General features: G+C 36.0%; 16 protein-coding genes and 2 pseudogenes. 2 read left to right on the top strand and 16 right to left on the bottom strand.

Annotation, left to right across the window (positions count from 1 at the left end):
* Positions 1 to 276: 276 nt before the first annotated feature.
* The 11 genes and pseudogenes from ACQKMF_RS25005 to ACQKMF_RS24955 form a co-directional block, all read right to left on the bottom strand.
* Entirely contained in the window at positions 277 to 1,479 is a 1,203-nt protein-coding gene (locus ACQKMF_RS25005; protein ID WP_402940575.1) for a PLP-dependent aminotransferase family protein, read from the bottom strand.
* 217 nt (positions 1,480 to 1,696) lie between these two features.
* Positions 1,697 to 3,079 carry a PLP-dependent aminotransferase family protein gene (locus ACQKMF_RS25000; RefSeq protein WP_427575450.1) on the bottom strand — a complete coding sequence of 461 codons (1,383 nt, stop codon included), beginning with the start codon at positions 3,077 to 3,079 and terminating at the stop codon, positions 1,697 to 1,699.
* 471 nt (positions 3,080 to 3,550) lie between these two features.
* Positions 3,551 to 3,949 (bottom strand): hypothetical protein, encoded by a 399-nt coding sequence (locus tag ACQKMF_RS24995; RefSeq protein WP_427575449.1) that lies wholly within the window; start codon positions 3,947 to 3,949, stop codon positions 3,551 to 3,553.
* 245 nt (positions 3,950 to 4,194) lie between these two features.
* A pseudogene (locus ACQKMF_RS24990) lies at positions 4,195 to 4,422 on the bottom strand (DUF4181 domain-containing protein); the annotation flags it as partial.
* Between the two features lie 153 nt (positions 4,423 to 4,575).
* Positions 4,576 to 4,740 (bottom strand): hypothetical protein, encoded by a 165-nt coding sequence (locus tag ACQKMF_RS24985; RefSeq protein ID WP_230178570.1) that lies wholly within the window; start codon positions 4,738 to 4,740, stop codon positions 4,576 to 4,578.
* 135 nt (positions 4,741 to 4,875) lie between these two features.
* Complete coding sequence (locus ACQKMF_RS24980) at positions 4,876 to 6,276, bottom strand: MFS transporter (protein WP_101225727.1); 1,401 nt, start codon at positions 6,274 to 6,276, stop codon at positions 4,876 to 4,878.
* A 199-nt stretch (positions 6,277 to 6,475) separates the two neighbouring features.
* The gene (locus ACQKMF_RS24975; RefSeq protein WP_230178574.1) at positions 6,476 to 6,736 is read right to left on the bottom strand and encodes a hypothetical protein; all 261 of its coding nucleotides are present in this window, start codon (positions 6,734 to 6,736) and stop codon (positions 6,476 to 6,478) included.
* A 175-nt stretch (positions 6,737 to 6,911) separates the two neighbouring features.
* Positions 6,912 to 8,627: a GMC family oxidoreductase gene (locus ACQKMF_RS24970; protein ID WP_427575446.1), complete on the bottom strand. Its 1,716-nt coding sequence runs from the start codon at positions 8,625 to 8,627 to the stop codon at positions 6,912 to 6,914.
* Between the two features lie 18 nt (positions 8,628 to 8,645).
* Complete coding sequence (locus tag ACQKMF_RS24965) at positions 8,646 to 9,416, bottom strand: gluconate 2-dehydrogenase subunit 3 family protein (protein WP_427575444.1); 771 nt, start codon at positions 9,414 to 9,416, stop codon at positions 8,646 to 8,648.
* Positions 9,417 to 9,459: 43 nt separating this feature from the next.
* Complete coding sequence (gene tatC / locus ACQKMF_RS24960) at positions 9,460 to 10,182, bottom strand: twin-arginine translocase subunit TatC (RefSeq protein WP_427575442.1); 723 nt, start codon at positions 10,180 to 10,182, stop codon at positions 9,460 to 9,462.
* Between the two features lie 54 nt (positions 10,183 to 10,236).
* Entirely contained in the window at positions 10,237 to 10,455 is a 219-nt protein-coding gene (locus ACQKMF_RS24955; RefSeq protein ID WP_034312681.1) for a twin-arginine translocase TatA/TatE family subunit, read from the bottom strand.
* 540 nt (positions 10,456 to 10,995) lie between these two features.
* On the opposite strand from ACQKMF_RS24955, the gene ACQKMF_RS24950 reads away from it, so the two are divergent.
* Positions 10,996 to 11,346, top strand: a complete 351-nt coding sequence (locus tag ACQKMF_RS24950) for a c-type cytochrome (protein WP_402940559.1) — start codon at positions 10,996 to 10,998, stop codon at positions 11,344 to 11,346.
* Positions 11,347 to 11,450: 104 nt separating this feature from the next.
* On the opposite strand, the gene ACQKMF_RS24945 is transcribed toward ACQKMF_RS24950, so the two are convergent.
* On the bottom strand, positions 11,451 to 11,711 hold the full coding sequence (locus tag ACQKMF_RS24945) for a hypothetical protein (protein WP_260356706.1): 261 nt from the start codon (positions 11,709 to 11,711) through the stop codon (positions 11,451 to 11,453).
* A gap of 602 nt (positions 11,712 to 12,313) precedes the next feature.
* Here ACQKMF_RS24945 and ACQKMF_RS24940 point away from each other — a divergent pair.
* Positions 12,314 to 12,517 carry a small, acid-soluble spore protein, alpha/beta type gene (locus ACQKMF_RS24940; RefSeq protein ID WP_427575439.1) on the top strand — a complete coding sequence of 68 codons (204 nt, stop codon included), beginning with the start codon at positions 12,314 to 12,316 and terminating at the stop codon, positions 12,515 to 12,517.
* Positions 12,518 to 12,895: 378 nt separating this feature from the next.
* Here ACQKMF_RS24940 and ACQKMF_RS24935 read toward each other — a convergent pair whose 3' ends face one another.
* From ACQKMF_RS24935 to ACQKMF_RS24920, 4 genes and pseudogenes are all read right to left on the bottom strand, one after another.
* The gene (locus ACQKMF_RS24935; protein ID WP_089364937.1) at positions 12,896 to 13,336 is read right to left on the bottom strand and encodes a CoxG family protein; all 441 of its coding nucleotides are present in this window, start codon (positions 13,334 to 13,336) and stop codon (positions 12,896 to 12,898) included.
* Between the two features lie 254 nt (positions 13,337 to 13,590).
* A pseudogene (locus ACQKMF_RS24930) lies at positions 13,591 to 13,734 on the bottom strand (iron chaperone); the annotation flags it as partial.
* Between the two features lie 536 nt (positions 13,735 to 14,270).
* Complete coding sequence (locus tag ACQKMF_RS24925; protein WP_427575436.1) at positions 14,271 to 16,604, bottom strand: transglycosylase SLT domain-containing protein; 2,334 nt, start codon at positions 16,602 to 16,604, stop codon at positions 14,271 to 14,273.
* Positions 16,605 to 16,985: 381 nt separating this feature from the next.
* Positions 16,986 to 17,196, bottom strand: a 211-nt coding sequence (locus ACQKMF_RS24920) for a transposase domain-containing protein (protein WP_427575434.1), incomplete at its 5' end; no start/stop codon positions are given.

Raw genomic sequence — 17,196 nt, 5'->3', positions numbered from 1 at the left:
TTTCGCAGATTCTTAATCTGTTTTATATATAAGCGTATATAAAGGAGTAAACGGTGGTGGTGGTGATGTCGAAACGGACTTTGTAATATATGGATTTATAAATGATATTGGCATAATAAGCCTCCTGATTATTCAAATGTAAGATTTATAAAAAAATATAATTAAAATCTTATTTTTTGAATTGGATATTTTTAAGATTAGTGCTTTCATTAAACATTTAGAAGGTATTTATTAATGGTTTTGGTGTTTGATTTAATTATATTTTGTTTCCTTTAGTTACAAACATATTGTCTCTTTATTTAGTTCACGATGTAATACATCACCCATACGCTTCATGCCTTCAATGATTTGCTCTTCAGGCATATTCGAGTAATTTAAACGTAAAGTGTTCTTCTGTGTGCCATTTGGAAAGAATGGAACACCAGGAACACAAGCAACATTATTTTTCAAGCACTCTGAAAATATATGTTTGGAATCAATCCCCATTGGGAGCTCAATCCAAATAAACAATCCACCTTCTGGCTTACTGTAAGACAAATCTTCCGGAAAGAATTCTTTTATGCATTTTAACATTATTGTACATCTTGCTTTATAAACTGCTTTGATTTTTTTAATATGCTCCTCCATATCGTAAAGTTCCATATACTTTGCTGTTATCCTTTGAGCAAAGCTGTCAGTATGTAAATCAGCTGTTTGCTTGAAAGCCACGTACTTATCAATAAACGATTGATCTGCACAAATCCATCCAATTCGCATGCCTGGAGTGAAAATTTTAGAGAACGTGCTCATATAAATTACTCTGTTCTCTGTGTCAAAATGTTTCACCGGCGGTATCCCCTCTCCAGCAAACCTTATAGCTCCATAGGGATTATCTTCTACAATCAGTACATCGTATTGATTAGCAAGTTCGATCATTCTTTTACGTCTTTGAAGTGTTAATGTACGACCTGTAGGGTTCTGGAAATCGGGAATAGTATAGATGAATTTTGCGCTTGGATGCTCTTGCAGTTTCCTCTCCAGCTCTTCCATTATCATCCCATCATTGTCCATAGCAACTTCCACAAAGTTTGCATTGTATGATTTAAATGCATTAATTGCTGCAAGATAGGTTGGGCTTTCACAAATAATAGTATCTCCTTCGTTGATAAATAGTCTTCCAGTAAGATCTATCGCTTGCTGGGATCCTGAAGTGATAAGAACATTGTTAATAGCAGAGTTAATCCCAATGGCTTTCATCCTTTGACAAATAGCTTCTCTCAAAGGACCATAGCCTTCAGTGGTACTATATTGAAGAGAAGCCGCGCCCTCTTCATTCAATACAACATTGCAAGCAACTTTAAGGGCTTCAACAGGAAACAGCTCCGGAGCTGGAAGTCCTCCCGCAAAAGAAATGACTTCTGGCCTTTCTGTTACTTTTAATATTTCACGGGTCTCAGACGAATTAACTAGACGGGCCCTCTCAGCAAATTTATTATCCATTTGTAAACCTTCCTTCCTTTAACATTTCAATTTTTTTTACCTACCCAATTCCAATTTTATTGGAATATTCAGATTTTTTATAATAAACTTATTCCAATGATAAGCTTATGACACCAAAATTAATATTGCCTTTCATCCCCCAACTAAGTTTGAATTATCATAACACGTAAAAAAAAAGCCATACAATATAATTATTGTATGGCAAACAATATTTATTTTACATTTCAATTATTTTTCTAAGTATAATAAGAGCTTTTTCAAGTTCCTCTCTCGTTTCTGGAGCACAAACCCCCACACGTACGGCATTTGCTGGAGCGACATTACCTACCGCAAATCGCCGTCCACTATATACCTGTACACCTTGTGCTGCAGCTAGTTGTTCAAATTGGTCACCTGTATACTGATGCGGCAGATGTAACCAATGAAAAATCCCTGTTTCTTCACCTAAACAGTTCTCTTTACCTAAATATTGATTAACCAACTGATTGCGAGCTTTTGTTTCCTCTTTATGAAATGCAACAATGTTTTCAAACTGATTCGATACAATTACTCGTGATGCTAACTCTGCAAGTAGTGGCGATACGGAAATATTTAAATTATAAAGAGCCTTTCGAGTAGAATTCAGGTATTTTAAAGGAACTGCCACATAAGCAAGACGGAGTCCAGGTGCCATCGATTTCGATAAACTCGCTATATAAATCGTATGCTCAGGGGCATATGTCGCTACAGCCGGCAAGACTTTTTCTTGGATTAAATGGTACGCTCCATCTTCAATAATAAATAAATTATACTTTACAGCAATCTCAGCAATAGCCTTACGAGTTTCAACGCTCATCGTATATGTCATCGGATTCTGATAATCTGGGATAATATATAATCCTTTAATATTTTCATTTTTACATGCATAAAGAAGTGCTTCCGGACTCATTTCATCAGACTCTGAACGAATCGGTACAAGCTGAATTCCCAGCATCGCGGCTGCTGTCTTTAAGCCTGGATATGTATGGTGATCTACTCCAATTCGATCTCCATGCTGACAAAGGCTTGCAAGTGTTGCTGTGATGGCGTTTTGTCCGCCATTAGCAAGTAAGATATGTTCTCTGGTCGTTTCAAAACCGGCAAATTTCAATAATTTGACGCCTGCATCTTTTTGCCAAATCGAATCGCCTGGCCGACTGTATCCAAACCATCTCGCACAATCTGATTCTTGTAACATTGATTGCAATAAGTCAAATAAAGGCCCATACGACACACGATCTGGTAAAATTGCTCCCATTTCAATTAAATGCTTTGGCTTTTCTTCTGCAAGCAAATAAGCGTTCGAAATCGCATCATACGAAACATAAGTGCCGCTACCTATGGTCGCACTGACCATTCCTTTTAACTCAGATACTTTAAAAGCTTTCGAAATCGTACTTAGATTCACCTCTAAGTAATCCGCTAACTCCCTTTGTGGTGGAAGTTTCGTGCCAGGCACTAAACGCCCCTCTATAATGTCATATTCTAACTGCTTAGCTAATGCCTGATAAATCGGTCTGTCTTCTCGATTTATTGTCGGCTTCCATGTCATTGGATAATCCTCAAACGAATTAATCGGCACATTCCTCATCCTTTTTCATACAATCATTAATCATACAATTATAAAATTGTATGGCAACAAATTCAAATCCATAAATTCTTTTAAAATTTTTTACTAGTAGTGTGCGGAACGCTCGTGCCTGGAATATTCACGCAGCATGGATATTCCGGAAAGGAACCCATTAGTGTGGGAAAAACTATGGAGTTACTTGCAGACTTAGTGTTACCTTTTTTATCCACATTAACATTCCTTATTAATAAAAGCATTACTCCTTCAACAATCCTACCATTTAGATTAATAACAACTATTTCAAATTTTAGTCATTTGCACAATCAGTTACTCCAGAATATGGCCCAATTAAAGATCAAACAGCCCTCTCCCCCGATAGTTCCATAAGAAAAAGGCTTGCCTTATTGAAGTAAAGCACCATTAGTTCTAAAAGGCTTAGTGTAGAGTTGACACAAACTATGCAATAAAAATAAAGTACAAACCTTATGGTCTGTACCCGTATCCGAAACCAAAGAAAAAAGTAATAATTAAAAAAATAGCAGTTGCTGGAATGAAACTAACAACAATCCATCCTTTTGCTATCCTGCTTTGTACACTTCTATACCATTTGTAGTAAATAAAAAGGAGAATTACAGCCAAAGGCCAGAAATAATAACCAACCATTGTATTAACCCATCCTGAATTCTTATCCCAATATGCATCTGGTACAGGAAGTATATTCTCATATTGTTTATCAATTTTGTTTTTAGTAGTGATAAAGATATAAGAAATTACAAAATAATAGGCTGCTATTGTGGCTTTTATCCACCAAAATAAATGCCTATTGGAAATTACTATTAAAAAGATAATTGCCAGCATTACGAACAAACCTGTGTATCCCAAAACAAAATCACCTCGTAAACATTTTAACTAATTTATGTAATTTTTTCCATAAAATGTTCGTGTTTGTTTTTACACAGTACGAACATACTACGCTTATTAAACAAACTAACCTGCACCGTTAATTGGATAAAGAAAGAGCTGCCTTAAAGACAGCTCCGATCTTCAGTTAAAGCACCCGTTAGTTCATTAAGGACACAGTAAAAAAAGTCCCTTATTGGGGCTGTTTTTATTTAGATAATATTAAATTAAATTAAATAAAAGCCTATGACCAAAACCAAAAGGTATATAAACATAGAGTATAAAGTTAAGATGTATTCTTTTTCTTCCCTTTTATATTTCCATTCCATGAAAGCACGAAAACTTAATGAAATAAGAAAGTAGCCAATAAGCCAGGAAATAGGATTATCAACAAACCATATTAATAAAAGAAATGCTATTATCATAGCAATTTCAGTCCACCTCTGAAATGGATTGACACCTTTATAAAATGCCCCCTAACTTTTATCAATCTTCAATTTCTTCTTCAACCAACGTTCAAACACTATTGCAATAATAAAAAAAGTTATAATAAAAATGATGTAATTTAACAAAAAACTCACCTGCCCTGACTACCAATTGTAAACCATTTAATGATGTGAATTATTTACCCTGATCTTTTTTCCAAGCGAATATACTGTCGCTAAACCAATTCCAATAATCATAGAATAGTCGAAATAATTTTTAAGTGGCATACCACTAGAAATAGCTTCAATAAACAAAAGTAAAAAGAAAACCGTATAATTCTTTTTCATAATTCCTCACCACCCTTTGTTAAATAGCTGGCGAGACCTCAATAAGTAAAACAAAAACCCGAAATACAGACGCTCATGTTTGAGTGTCTGTATTTCGAGTAGTCATCCCATTGAATGGGTGCTTTTTAATTCCATTTACTTTTCTCTTTTTTCCGTTTTCCACCATAGGGAATCTTTTGGATTTTCAACAGCTTCTTGATATTCAGATTTAGAAGCAACTGTTGGGTAAGAACCTTTTAGGGATTTTCCTGAAGTACTATTGAACAAGAATAATATCACTAAAAATCCGATAATATTCACGGCTGTTAGATAGAAACCAGGTGCTAAGTTATTCCCCGTTTGGTGAACTAACCATGTGGAAACTAAAGGGGTAGTTCCACCAAATATTGAAACCGAAACATTAAATGTCACTGATAATGTTCGATATCGAATATCAGTATAGAACATGGTTGGTAATGATCCAGGCATTGTGCCTTCATAAATTGAAAGCAGAACACCTAGAATTAGAACACCTAACGAAATAAATACTAAAGCATTCAAGTTTATTAAATAAAAAGCAAAGGCAGATAATAGACTTAAACCGCCTAAACCGATTAAGAAAACAGTCTTATTTCCAATTTTATCACTGAGCTTTCCAAACATTAAAGTAAGTGGCACCATAATGATCATTAGAATCGTAATTAATAGGGTTCCTACTGTACTAGATAATCCAATAATCTCATCTAAATAAGAAGGCATGTATGATAATAGCATATAGCTTGTAATATTAAAGAATGCAACAGCTACAAAACATACAAGAATATCCTTTTTGTGATTTTTAAAAATAGATAGAAAGCTTTCCTCTTGGGCTTCATCATCAGAAAGTTCATTTTCAAAAATCGGTGATTCTTCTAAACTTTTTCTTAAGTACAACCCAATAAGCCCTAAAGGTAAGCCAAGTAGAAACGGTATTCTCCAACCCCATGAGGCCATCTGTTGATCAGATAGAGTGATAAAGAGTGTACTGGCAAGTAGTGAAGCTAATATATAACCAATGAGCGTACCAATTTCCAATCCACTTCCAAGCATATTACGTTTATTGTCTGGAGAAGACTCTGCAATATAGACCATTGCACCAGCGTATTCGCCACCAGTTGAAAAACCCTGAATAATTCTAGCAATTAATAAGAGTATAGGTGCCCATATACCGATTTGATCATATGTAGGTAATAAACCAATTAGTAATGTTGAAAAAGCCATCAAAATAATCGTGGTTGTTAAAACGACTTTTCTTCCTAATTTATCTCCGATTTTACCAAATATGATACCGCCTACCGGGCGCATTAAAAAGGCAATCGCAAATGTTGCAAAGGTGAACACTAATTTTAGCTCATCATTTTCAACAGCACTAAAAAAGTTTTGACTAATGATAACAGCTAAATAGGAATATAAGCCAAAATCAAACCACTCCATAGCATTTCCTACCCCTGTAGCAAACACACTTTTCTTCGCTTTTTTAATATCTACAACGTTGATTTTTTTCTTGTTAAATTTCATTTTATCATGTCAACTCCATGGAATACATTTGTGCAAGAATGAGAAATAAAGTCAAACTGGAGGATAAGCGGGTTTTGGGAGTTTTTCCAATGGTATCCCAAATGAAATTTTGTCTTCTTATGGAAACAGTTCCAACAACATTAGACTAACTTCACCAGAAATCGAATCGAAAAGCCTTTGGACATTAGTTATTAGGGTTCTATAAATCGCCTCTCGTTTTATTAAATTCAAGGTTATCGCCTTTTTCCATTTGTTTATCTGTTTGATCAGGGTTTTCATCATGCTTAAATGATCGATTATTATCATCATTATTATTTGGATTCGTGTCAGTGTCATTTCGAACAGGACGATAATCTACTTCCTCTTGATCATTAAAGTCGTTATTACCAGCGTTACATGCTGACAGAATACTTACCGAAAGTAATGCGAATAAAATAGTGATTTTCCATTTGCCTTTCATTTTATAACCCCCCGTATCTTAAGTTTTTGGTATTAATTTTAATATGTACCTTAAACGATACCCTTAGTCTTAAATGGAGCATGCATGTTTGTTTTTTTTAGCATCCTAAAATTAAAAAACTGCCCCCAATTATTGTGGGAGCAGGTCATGTTATTTTTAGGTCAAAGAAAAGGGCTTATACGAGAGAACCCCCTTTTTTAAGATATTTTACAATTCCCTCTGCCGCTCTATATGAAAAAGCACCTAATGTACCAGTTGGGTTAAACGAACTGTTATGAGGAAATGCCGAAGAACCAGCAACAAATACATTTTCAGCATCCCACATTTGCAGGTAAGTGTTGACTGCGGAATCTTTAGGATCAGCCCCCATGATGACGCCTCCTGTGTTATGCGTATTCGTATCTGTGTTTACGTTAAAATCTGCTTGTTCTGCGACCGTATCAATATGATCTGGACTCATTTTTTTAGCAATCGATCTTGTTACCTTCGCCATGTATTTTACTAACTCACGGTCTTGGGAAGTATAATCATATGTCATCCGTAATAAAGGCATACCATATACATCTTTATAAGTAGGATCCAGATCAAGGTAGTTTTGTATGTGTGGCATGCTTGCACCTTGTGATTTGACTTGCAGGATGCTATTGGCATATTTGATTGATTGCTTTTTGAATTCTGCACCCCAAGAAGGTGTCCCGATCGGTGAGTTATTATTTGCTATAGGTCTATTCCCATATTGGGTTGTACGAATTCCTGCTCCGTGAAGGAAGTTTACATCCGAATGGTCAAAATTATCACCTGTGAATTCTGCAATCTCAATACCTAATGCACCTGCACCTCCATATAAATTGAACTCACGGTCATTATAATAAAGGCTTGAATATCCTGAACTCACTTGGTAACAATAGTTTTTACCAATTACCCCATTTCTGGTTTTTGGATCATAGGGTGTTCCAAGATTTGAATTAAGTAAAAGTCTAACATTATTAAATACATAACTCGCTAAGACCACTACTTCTGCCGGTTGTTCGAATTCTTCACCCGTGAAGGTGTCCACATAAATAACACCTGTCGCTTTCGTACCATCATTTAAAATACGGGTGACATTTGAGTATGTGCGCAGGTCAAGGTTACGAGTTTTTTTTGCAACAGGAATGACCGTAACAACTGGATCTGCTTTTGCACCATACTCACAACCGAAGTTTTCACAAAACGCACAATATTGACAGGCTGAACGTGAAATACCATCAGGGTTTTCGTAATTCTCTGATAGATTTGCAGATGGAATCATATATGGTTTGTAGCCAAGCTTCTTCGCTGCTTGTTCGAATTCCGCTAAAACAGGTGTTTTTATCATCGGTCCTGTTGGATAAGGATTTGAGCGTTTTCCATATAACTTAACAGTTTCACCAGATATTCCTGCCATTTTTTCAAATGTATCATAATATGGTTCTATTTGGTCATATGTAATGCCCCAGTCTTGAATCGGATAGTCTGATTTAATTTTATTTTTACCATACCTTTTTTCAGTTAGAGATTTAATTTCAAAATCATAAGGAAGAAAACGGTAGGTCTGTCCATTCCAGTGACTACCAGCTCCTCCAAGACCTTCACCTACGATAAAAGTTCCATAATTACGCATAGGGAGTGCTCTCATTTTTTGGTTATTACGATGAGTAATAGTTTCTTTTGATAAATCTTGCATTAACTCTTCACGATGTTGGAAACGCAATTCGTCATGCACCATTAAATAATCACTCATATCCCGTTCTTTCCCGCGCTCTAGTCCAACGACTTTGATTCCTGCCTTTGTTAATTCCGAGGCAATAATACCTCCAGCCCAGCCCATCCCGACAACAACGACGGGTACCTTAGGTAGTTTTTTTGCCATGTTTTTCATCCCTTTCTATCATGAATGTTTCATATGACTTTGAAGGCTATTTGGATCTAGCTTTAAAAATTCTTTACTTTGGATTTCTTTTGTATAACTCATTCGAGAACCAGGATACTTTCGCATCTGCCAGCCTAGCATTTCCTTATTTCCTCCGTACAATGGGTCGGCATAAACACCTTCAATGGTCAAAGTTCTTAACAATTGGAAAAATGCCGATGAAGATGCACCAGAAAGTGAACTTGCTTTACCTTTCTCAAACGCAGCTAAAACTTCATCCTGTTCATTAGCCTCTAATTCTGTAAATTTCTTTTTAAAGTTTTTGTTACTATATGTATTCAATTCTTTTAAGCCTAGCCGAAACAAATCTTTTCGGTAAAGCTTATTCTGTTCACCTTGTGTTATTTCTGGCTTATAATAGGGTCCAAGTTTATAATCCTTTTCATTTACTCCCCACCCACTGTTAAGTTGATGGTCAATATAAATCGCCGCATTTAATTCCATAGCCCCTGGTCCAAGATCGTCCTTTGGGAAAATACGTTCTGCCGCTGCCGCTGTCGTCTGATATTCTTCTGGATAAAAAAACATCAGGGCTTCATTCGGATTATTAGCTTGAGTTTGAGTTTGACCTTTCCGTTCTGTTGTCACACCACTTTCCGAATTTCTATCAAACATGCTTCCAACTGCTCCACCTAAAATGAGGCCTCCAACAGCTAATCCAGAGTTCTTTAAAAAGGTACGTCTCGTACTACCTTGTTTTTCAATTTGACTTTTCTCTTTATCCGACAAAAAAAACCCTCCTATTTTTAAAAAAAAGGTGTGAATTCCCTTATCACATTAATGCATCGCTTACTATCTTTTTCTTATACACAATCCTGGATATAGTGACACTCAATTCGTAAAGAATCAGTAAAGGAATAATGACCAGCATATCCGATATGAAATCTGGAGGGGTAATCATAATAGATACGACTACCAGAAAAAAATAGGATACCTTCCTCGTTTTTGCCAACCTTTCTGGATTGAGAATTCCTAATCTTGTTAAAAACATCACTACCAATGGCATTTCAAATAGAATGCCAAACGGTAAAATCAAATTAATCATGAACCGAAAATATTTATCTGCTGTAAACATCATTTCAAACTGCCCCGCTGACATATTTGTTAAAAATCCTAGCACAATGGGAAATAACAAAAAGTATCCAAAAGAGATTCCGATAATAAACAAAATGAATAATCCTGGGATAAACCTTAGAGTCACTTTGCGTTCTTCTTTTGTCAGGGCAGGTGCTATAAATTTCCAAGTCTGATAGGCAACTACAGGAATCGTAGCTGCAATGGCAAAAACACACGAAATAATCATATACACCCATAAAATATCACTTGGTCCTAGGATAGCTAAATCCCTCCCAAGATCTCTAATTACCCAACTATAGATGTCTTCAACAAAAACTAACGCACCAACGAAAAAGATAACGAAGGCTATCAAAGTTTTAATCATTCGTTGCCGAAGTTCATCAAGATGTTCAATGAGATGTGAATCTTTGTTTTCCATGGTGGCCTCCTCCTGTTATATGAAAAATGCCCACCTTCATATCCACTATGGACTCTACTGTTTATCCAGCATCTTCTTTTCAGCAGTCGATAACTCATGTTTTTTCTCTTCCTGTTTATCCTCATCAGAAATTAATCCATTTGTTGCACCCTTGAATTCCGTTAATGTCCGTCCAAACGCCCGACCAATTTCAGGTAGTTTTTTCGGACCGAAAATAACAAGTGCAATGATAAGAATTACGACCAAGCCTGGAATCCCAATATTCTGAAACATCACGTCAATCCTCCATAAAAAACATCAGTTACATTTACTAAAAACCGTTTGTAACCTTTCCAGTAAACTTTATTATTTACACCAAAGGGTGGTTAGTTGCCTTTTTTATTCCTTATAATATATTCACAAAACTGCTCAATTTTATACCTAGCTTATATTTATACATGCCTGTTTTGTTTACAGTTCAATATCCAAATTCCTCATCTTTCTAATAGTTCATATTAGTTTTTCAGTAATTCGACCATATGTATTAACTTTTATTAAATACCATGCAGAAAGTTGAAAATTTATAAAGGAATTTTTGGTACCCGAGATAGATTAAAAGAACCTCACCTTTTTGTAAAAATGTATTCATGCAAAAATAACTTTGGGGAAAGATATGAATTAAATAATAATGCTTAAGTACTTTGGAAGAGTAAATAAGAACTTAGATGTTTATGTATTTTCCACGGATTCTATTAGAAGATAAATTAGAAACTTTCTTTGTTCTTTTATCAAAAAAGATTTTTACTCCAATCTACATTAAATACGGAGGTATTTATGAAAAAAATTTGGTTTACTTCTGGAGTCAGTATTGCTCTTGCAGGATGTTTAATATTTTTACTGTTTTTTTACAGAGGCCATCAACCCTCACCTTCCCCAAATTCAAATGGGGGACCACAGGATACTTCAGCTGGTAATCCTGAAGAAATTGTGAGTAATAGTTGTATATCTTGTCACGGAGAAAATTTACAAGGAGGAGCTGGTCCAGCTTTAAATAAAATTGGTTCAAAATATTCACAAAGTGATATAGAGGATATTATTAATAATGGTAAAAATGGGATGCCAGCAGGCGTTATTTCAAATGAAGAAGCTGCAATCGTGGCAGAGTGGTTATCACAGAAAAAGTGAGTAGGCAATTTTCTAAAAAAAGGCCTTAATTAAACTTAAAATAAAACAGCCAAATCCAATCAATATGGATCAGGCTGTTTTGTATTTTTCAGGAATAAATATATTTAAAAAAATGAGGACCAATTCAAAACAATAGACCAAACAACAGTGTTCAATAATAAGCCTGTAATAAAAAGAGACCATTGGTTTTTCTTTTGTTCCCAACAGTAAATCATGAGGGCAAGACCTATTGAAACACCAATAAAGGAAAGCCATGGAAATGAATCAGTGAACTTTGTGAGAAAAACCGCAAGGCAAGCTGTGAATAATAATGATACAAGGTACTCGGTGAATAATGATAATTCGCTTTTAATATGATCGCTCAATTTTTTCCTCCTTCGAAATAGATATTATCTTCCTATAATACTTCATGGTGAATTTTTTATACGAAATTGCCTGCGCCCGTTTTAGATTTATAAAAGACAATAGTCTATTTATTCAATCGTTACAGGTGTTATCATCAGTGCTAAAACACCGGCTCCAAATTAATGTTATAACTTCTTAGCCTTTGATTCTAACCGAGACCGCCGGCATAAGGGAGGCCTTCCGTTGTTAACAGAAGGCAGTGCCTCCTCACACTAATCTGTACCTTCTATTCAAAAATAAAAAGCCGTCTAAGAACAGCTCTGATTATTAATTAATATCCCGTTTATTATCGCCTTTTCTTTACCTTAACTTCGGCTATGATATAAACTGTGCAATAGGAGGAGAAAACCTCTACATCAGATTATTTGCTTTTCGGAGCTTCTGAAACCCTTACCTTGCCGGTGGCTTCAATGTTTTCCTGTAACTCTTCCCTTCTAGAGCTACAGATGAGTTTAATTTCACTTAATCACTGCCTTGATTTATTTTAAATTCTATGCATATAACTCTTAACAATATCAAAACCTATGACTAGCAACACATTACATTCATAGGAGCTGACAACATGGCTAGAAATAACAACAGTAATCAATTAGTAGTTAATGGCGCAGAGCAAGCTCTAGAACAAATGAAATACGAAATCGCTAGTGAATTCGGTGTTACACTTGGCGCTTATACACCATCCCGTGCGAACGGATCTGTTGGTGGAGAAATTACAAAACGTTTAGTGCAAATGGCTGAACAACAATTAGGCGGAAGAACTCGTTAATCGAAATCATATGTAATGTTAGGGATAGTCATTGGACTATCCCTATTTATAATTTTACAAATTTTAAAAAAGAAACAGAAACAATATTTTGCTATGTCGCATTAGGAATACACTACGCTTATTCAACTAACCTGCCCCGATAGTTCCATAAAGAAAAAGCTGCCTTAAAGACAGCTCGATCTTCAGCTAACGCTCATGTTAGTTCATTAAGAAAAGCGATTCTGGAATATTGAAAAAAAGAGGCCATCCTTTTTGGACAGCCCCCCTTCCGCTAATTATAAAATTTCTCGATATAATTATATTGGTCACTTCAGAATGTTACCATCTATACTTCAGAGAAGGTATCTCCAAAATGAATTGGCTTTCAATCTTTGAAAACTATGAGAATACTGCAATTTTACGTGCGATAGATTCTGTTAAACGAGATGCTACTTTTGGAACAGCCCATTTAATAATTGGTGTTAACACCGCACCAGATAATCCGCCTGCATGTATTTCCACCGTACAAGTCATTATTGTTTCACCATTAACATCTTCTGCAGTAAAGTGACCGCTTCCTGTAAAATTATCTGATAAACCTTTTAATTCAAACTTAATATTTGAAGGTTCATTCCATTCGGTAATATCTACCTGTGCTTGTATTGTTTTTTTAATACCTTTCACACTACCTTCAAACGTCCAAATAGATTGCTTGTCATTTATGATTTCATGTTCTTTATAGGCTGGTACTGTCGTTGCCCATTTTTCGAGATCACTGACATAATCCCAAACTGCTTGTACATCTACTGGAACTACTACAGTATGCGTTCCCGTTGCCATCATGATCCCCACCTTCACTATGTATGAATTGTAACTTTACATCTCTACAAAATAATTATTACATAAAAAGCATAAACTTACATCACTAATTATACATAGCTTTCCTTCTTCCAATCCCCCATTTTTTTTGTAGAATCAAAATTTTCCAATCCTCCACAATCCGGCCCTTTAGTTCCATAAAGAAAAGGCTGCCTTAAAGACAGCTCTAATCTTAAGTTAATGCACTCGTTAGTTTAATAATTCCCTATATAAACGTGATCGGAAAACATTGGCGTATTCCACTTGATTTGTGATTCCAAATTGGGGAATTTATTAGCAACCCACGCCAAAATTTCCTCTGTTCGTTCGCAGTGCTCGGGTTTATAGATACCCGCTAAATATTTCGCAAAAACTTCCATGTTGTTCCCTCCTAAAATAAAAATTAGGTCGTTCAGAGAAATTCCTCAAACCATTCGTTTGTAACTTTTTAAACTTCTACAAATAATACACAAACTCCTTCTTCCATAAAACTTCCTTTTACTCGAATAAGAAAAAGCGATCCTTCATTATTGGGAATCGCACCCTTAGACATAACAATTCATATTAAATACAGCTTTGTAAATCCATTACAATAAACATAAGAAGGCAACTCCCATAAGGGTTAGTTGCCTTCTTTTAAAATGAGCTGCGAGACACATTCAACATGTGCGGACTGCTGATTGTAGAAAAAATAATAAAGTGATGATGTAGCTTTGTTCACCTTACTATAAGCGTATTTTTACGCTTTTGAAATGGCATTTTTTAGATTATCAACCTCTCAAGGAAGATGTAACGGAACTAAAAGTAATGGTACACCTTAATTGATAAATTGTCCGTGAAAAGAAAATAGCCCCCTCCTGTATGAAGTGGGGGCTTTGATTTTGTCAGCTTTTTATACATATTCAGGTAATAATAATTAAGGTTTGGCACTAATTATTGTTGTCCAACCACTGTATACCTTTGCTGTGCCAACCGTTCTATATGCTCTTAATTTATAATAATATGTCTTTCCTGTTGTTAAACTACTATTTGTATAATATAAGGAAGTTGTGCTTTTTAGTAGATTATATGTTCCTGAGAATGATGTAGACCTGTAAAGTTCATAGCCACTTGCTCCAGATACAGAGCCCCATGTCAGTTTTAAGCTGGTTGAACTTATTCTGGTTGCCTTAAAAATAGTTGGAACAGTTGGTACTGGTTTTACAGTAACTACAGTTGAATAATTACTATATACCTTCATACTTCCTACGGTCCTGTAAGCTCTAATTTTGTAATAATATGGTTTATTCGTTGTAAGTCCTGTATTAGTATAACTTGTTGAGGTTGTTGATCCTGCAAGAGAATAAGTCCCTGTGCTTGATGTGGCCCGATATACTTCATACCCACTTGCTCCACTTACTGCGGTCCAACTAGTTCTTACACTATTATAAGACAATGAAGCTGCTTTGACTGAAATCGGTGTTGCGGGTATCGGTTTTACCGAAACAATAGCTGAGTAATTGCTATAAACTTTCGTACTTCCGACCGTTCGATAAGCTCTCATTTTATAATAATACGATTGATTGGTTGTCAGGCCGCTATTCATAAAACTTGTGGATGTCGTCGTTCCAACCTTAGAATACGTACCTGTGCTTGATGTCGATCGATAAATCTCATACCCTGATGCACCGCTTACTGCCGCCCAGCTAGTTTTAATACTATTATAGGAAGAAGATGCGGCTTTAACTGAACTTGGTACAGCTGGTAACGGTTTTGCCGTAACAATAGCTGAATAATTACTATAAACTCTGGTACTTCCAACCGTTCGGTATGCTCTCATTTTGTAATAATACGATTGATTGGTTGTCAGGCCGCTATTCATAAAACTTGTAGATGTCGTCGTTCCAACCTTAGAATACGTACCTGCGCTTGATGTCGATCGATAAATCTCATACCCTGATGCACCGCTTACTGCCGCCCAGCTAGTTTTAATACTATTATAGGAAGAAGATGCGGCTTTAACTGAACTTGGTACAGCTGGTAACGGTTTTGCCGTAACAATAGCTGAATAATTACTATAATCTCTGGTACTTCCAACCGTTTGGTATGCTCTCATTTTGTAATAATACGATTGATTGGTTGTCAGGCCGCTATTCATAAAACTTGTGGATGTCGTCGTTCCAACCTTAGAATACGTACCTGTGCTTGATGTCGATCGATAAATCTCATACCCTGATGCACCGCTTACTGCCGCCCAGCTAGTTTTAATACTATTATAGGAAGAAGATGCGGCTTTAAACGCGACTTGTTTCTCGATATAAGCCGATGAAACGTATCCACTATACTGTCCATCGAGTGTTTTCGCTGGAAACCAGACAAATTGATTTTGACTGATTTCAGACTCATCAAATTCAAATGTGCCTTCAATTAGTAAGGGTGTATTGATCGGCAACCTTTTATAATCCGGTGACCCTGGTTTTTTTCGTAATTTAACGTCATTCTCAGTTGTCAGTACTCGGTCCCCTGCTTTTAATTTGATCGTTGTCTCATGAACACCCTGTACGATATATTCGGGCTTTAGGAATTCAATGGGCTTATCACTTTCTCTGTCGTATTTGAAATCCTTTACGTCAAATGGATACCTTGCTAAGATGGTATCGCCCCTGTAACTTTCTTCTTCGATTTTTCCGAAACTGTCTTTTTCGATTTTTCCGAAAACTAATTCTTGATAGGCCTCATGATTAATTTCTCCTGTTTCTTGGTATAGAGGGCTATTCACTGGCACGACCCCATTGTATGCCATGACAGGAAAATACCAATTTTCAATGATGTCTCGTCCTGCTCCTTTGATGCTCGGAAGCGTAGTCAAACTGGCCTTGCTATTGAGAATACGTACGCCTGTTTCGATATTGTAAAGAATATCATTCTTTAAGCGCTCTTGCTGTTCCTCTGGTAAGGTTGTATCTGTGATTTGCATAATCCCAATTCCCCCGTCCTTCGAGATGAACGGCTTACCATCGACGAATTGTCTCCAGTATGATTCTCTTGTGGCAATCCCTTTTACGACTTCAGGCGGAATATCCGCTTGGATTGCAGCGTTTGTCAACAAACAATTGATATGTTGGTAAGTTGGGTTTTCATTTGGTTTAATGTCACTATATTGTTCACAATTCAATGACCATTCTGTTTCCGATTCTGCTGTCGCTTTACCATGAAACAAACCGACCATACATGCCACTAGTAACCCTGTTTTTACTAAAAAAGATTTCATGACTCCATCTTCCCCACTCTATTTGTTTATGTAGTTACCATTCTATTTATTTATGTAGTTATCAATTTATTTTAACATACTTAGTCCAGATTAAGTGTTTCACATTGTTGAAGTAAAAGTTTCAATGAAGCACTTTTTTTAAAAATTATTTAAATCAATCTTCGATAACAAATACTTCCTCAAAGAAATTTCGATATTAGATGGGTAGCATCACTCTTGATGTAACCCAACGGATTATGTTAATGGAAGGTTTTATTCTATACGTCTTTAACCCACCTACCTCCTTACTCCATTATAAACTGCAATATTGCAGCTAGCCCTTCCAGTTAATCGTAAACGTTAAGTAGCCCCCAAATACTACATGGATGGTGTATTTCGGGACTATGTTTTGTTTGCTTCACTTTTTATCGGTACTCTGCATGCAGAGGGTAAACTAGATGACCACGGCAAGACTTTATCTATTTCTTTTTTATTCGTTAGATCCATATTTGGTAGCGTTTCAAACAAATAGCGAAGATAATGATAGGGACTCAAATCGTTCTCTTTTGCCGTTTCAACCACACTATACATGATGGCACTCCCTCTAGCACCT

Origin of the sequence: Peribacillus sp. NPDC101480 (assembly GCF_050277335.1) — a bacterium.
GTDB lineage: Bacteria > Bacillota > Bacilli > Bacillales > DSM-1321 > Peribacillus.
The sequence above is the reverse complement of the archived record's forward strand: the minus strand, read 5'-3'. Positions and strand labels throughout refer to the sequence as shown.